The organism is Legionella sp. (assembly GCF_049790535.1).
Taxonomy (GTDB): Bacteria; Pseudomonadota; Gammaproteobacteria; order Legionellales; family Legionellaceae; genus Legionella.
The window spans coordinates 1-3,664 of the sequence record NZ_JBAQZB010000140.1 but is presented as its reverse complement, the minus strand read 5'-3'; the positions used below and the strand labels follow the sequence as shown (position 1 = coordinate 3,664).

The following is a 3,664-nucleotide window of genomic DNA, read 5'->3' as shown; positions in this document are numbered from 1 at the left end:
TTGAGTCCAATTCGCCACCGCAGCAATTGTTTCAGTATTTTCATCCGAATAAACCGAAGGATACGCGAATTAAGGCGTGGATTTATGCGCACACCACCTGTCAAGTGAATATGTTGTCTTTATTTGCACACTTATTTTCTACACAGAACACTTTGCCAATAATTGAAAGACTGTTAATCATTAGGTCGTCGGTTCGAGGCCGTCCCGTGGAGGCAAGCCCAGTAAGGGTTTTAGCGTCCTGGCTCGATAATAACTATTACAAATTTTCAAAAACGTTCATCTAAACGTTCCTATTGTCATCTTGATAAGCTCAATTTTATGGTTTAGCTCTAAATTTGAAATCATTTAATTTTAATTCATAAAGCCATAATTCCATGTTTTATGAACTTCTTATGGGGCAAAGACTAATAGTTCAAAAATAATTCTAATGGACTTATTTATGAATTAGAACTCAAGTCACTCTTCTAAAAATTTAATAGAGAGGAAGATCAGGATTGTCTTACTTTATTGAGCTCAATTTTTCTACTTACATTTCTGCAGCTTATAGCTGAGTATTAAAAATACAAGAATATTTGCTCTTATCCAAATACAAATAACAACATTGACATTTGTGAGTTAAAAACATACAATGTGCGCCTTTATTAATTGCATTCATTTTGCAGTTGAGAACATCTTATGCGATTACTTTGGAGAAATTATGGGTAAATCAGGCCTTGCTCAATCAGATATAGCTTTAAATGACACTAATTTACTCTCATCAAAAGGATGGTATTATTTTGATCAGTTATTGATTGGGTTTACTTACCTACAACCATTTAAGCTTACCTCAAATGGTATGCAACAAAAGAAACGGATAAAAAATAATACTCAGAATGGATACATTGAACGAGAAATTCATGGAGCAATGCATGCATCAAGAGTAGCTTGGTCTACGGTGATGTTACACCGTTTATGCCTACAACAGTATCCCGATCAAGTGCAGAATAAAATACAAGCTTTAATGAAGTTTAGTAATTTAAGCGAAGAAGAGCTCTTTTGCTTAATCCGTTATGTAGGGTTGGGGCATGATGCAGCACGAGAAGGGGACGGATCAGATAGATGGGAAAGTGAAAGTGCTACCTACATTGAACTTTTTTTGAAAGAACATGGTCTTAACCCCCAATTAGCTGCACTATTTTCTCGCCTTGCTTCTTTAAAAGATAAACCGCAGAAATTAGCAAATTATCTTGCTTCTTATAACTTGGATGAGAATGTTATTGACGGTTTGCAGTATGCGCGCTTGCTTGTCAGCCTTGCTGATTGCTTTGATATGATTCGTTGTAATGGCTCATTTGATTTTGCATTTATTGAGCGAAAATTAGCTGAGGTTTTTCCCTACTCAAAAGATAAAGATGCTTCAGTTTTTTTTGATTATGCAAAACATATGCTGCAGCTATTAAAACGACAAAAAGACCTCTACTTTCCAACCCAATTAATAGGACCCAATAAAGAGAGTTTTAGTCTAGGGGATGGTGAAGAAGATTATTCAGTTCAAGAAAAAGTAAAATTGGAACATGCTGATTATGCCTCTGCAGCGATGCTTGATTCATTAAACCAAGATCTTTATTTTCAGCAATTATTAAATACAGAAGCTCCTGAATGCTCTAATCCTTATGATAAAGAACCTGCCTTCAATCCCTACATTCACGGAACTAATAGTACTGCACTGGCGTTAATGACACAAATAGATTTTCAATTGATGTCAGCAATAGAAATACTTGAACAATATGGATTGGCTCCTTTATGTGGAGAGCTAACGCGAGGGGGATTTAGTACGGCTATGGCTGATGGTAAACCATGCTTTGCAAGACTTAGTGGAGAAGATAATTCTAACGAATATTCATTAAAAAAAGTTATACGCAATTATGCGAAAACTAATAAAACAGTATCTAAAAAAGATTGCTTAGACAATTTACGGTTTTATGGCGCTAATCCATCAAGGAGCTTATTCTCTAGCATCAGTATTATTAATATTTACCTTGCACGCGCAAGGCAACTTGGTATTAATCTTCGAGACATTCCTGAAATTCAATCTTTAGAAAAAGATTTCCAACAATCAATGGATATTTTTTATTTGTACTTGTTATTTTCAACTCATATCGTGGCAAAAAAAGGAATTAAAGAGTTATCTTATAAAGACGAGAATGCATTAGGAGATGAGCTGGAAGAACATTTATCTCTGCAAAAAGTTCTTAAAAAATTACAGCAATCCAATGTTTCAATACAAGAGATTTATAATAACCCAACAGCTGAGAATTGCCAGAAAATCATTGCGCTACTTAGCCTTCCAGAGCATTGTAAAGTTCAACAATTATTTGAATACGTTGAGGAGCCACTAAAAGAACAAAGTAAATATAAGCAGCTAGAAACTCAATGGGAGTACATTGTTCGTAACGTCACTTACTGGAGTTTCGATTATATGCTTTACAAGAAATGTACAGGAAAGTATGAACGAGTTGATTTTCAGCGAGTAGCCCCCAAGCTACTTCATTATATAGAAACATTAGAAAAACGGTTTTTAGTAACAAAAAGCCTTTTTCAGGACTCTCAAAAACCATTGATATTATCTGCTGAAGATTCAGATCTGGTAGAAAACCCTTTGCCAATTATTTTATGTTATGACCAAAGTCGTCATATACGTATTATCTCAATGAACAGCCAAGAATATCGTACTCAAAAGCCACTCAAGCTAGGTGAGGATATTCAAATTATTGCTACAGACACTGAAACGAATATCATACGTTTAAAAGCTTATAGTGATAGACATCATTTAAACTTAAACATCATTTCATTTGCTGATTTAGAACGTGCTCATAGTTCTTTAAGCACAGAACATCCTTTATCTAGCCAACAAGTCTTGCAACCATCAAATGCAGAGTCTAATACCCATAACGTTACAGCTATGGAACAACCTTTACCGGTCCAACCGACCCCTAATCGATCATCAAATGCTGATATTATCGCGCTTCGTAAGTTTTGCGCTCAACAACAAGTACGTTTGAATCAAACTTCGGCTCTCAAATCATTAACGCGTTTTCAAGAAGAAGCAGAAAGAATTATTTTATCCAATCTCTCTTCAGTAGAAAAAAGGACACAATTAAAAGTTTGTGCGCATCATGAGTTTGAACATCGTCATTATGCACCACGATTATTAGCTGATGCTTTAATGTTAATATCCTCATTAGTTTTGGTTGGTCTTGCTGTAGGTATAACCAGAATATTAACTGGTTATAGCTTCTTCTTTAGTGCAGAAAAGACAAGACGGGAAACAGAATTTATTAAAATTGCTGATACAATGGAATTAAGTGCTAGAGCATAGTTATTGGATTCTAATTGCTCCATTGAAGCAAGACAAATAGTCTTTAAAAAGGCTCTAATGTAACTTACCTTACGCAGCGGCTATTGATTAATTTCTAAAAATCCGTATCTTTTGTCGGTTGTTTTCGTAAGGACAAAAGAAAATGAAAACGGATCTTTTAGACATCTACAGTGATTATCTAATTAACGTCAGTTATGGATAAGCTGAGGCTTCATCTGTTCCAGTTTGTTTATTTTTATCTGTGGTTTTCGTGGCTTAAGAGAATAAGCGGCTAATCCTCCTATGAGATTCACAAGAAAATTCATA

Annotated in this window: 2 protein-coding genes; both read left to right on the top strand. The window is 35.0% G+C overall.

The features are described 5' to 3' along the window. On the top strand, positions 1-284 hold a 284-nt coding region (locus WA877_RS09720; RefSeq protein ID WP_425170721.1), incomplete at its 5' end, for a hypothetical protein. 413 nt (positions 285-697) lie between these two features. Beyond that, positions 698-3,358, top strand: coding sequence for a hypothetical protein (locus WA877_RS09715; RefSeq protein WP_425170720.1), 2,661 nt, complete (start codon positions 698-700; stop codon positions 3,356-3,358). The last annotated feature ends 306 nt before the right edge of the window (positions 3,359-3,664 follow it).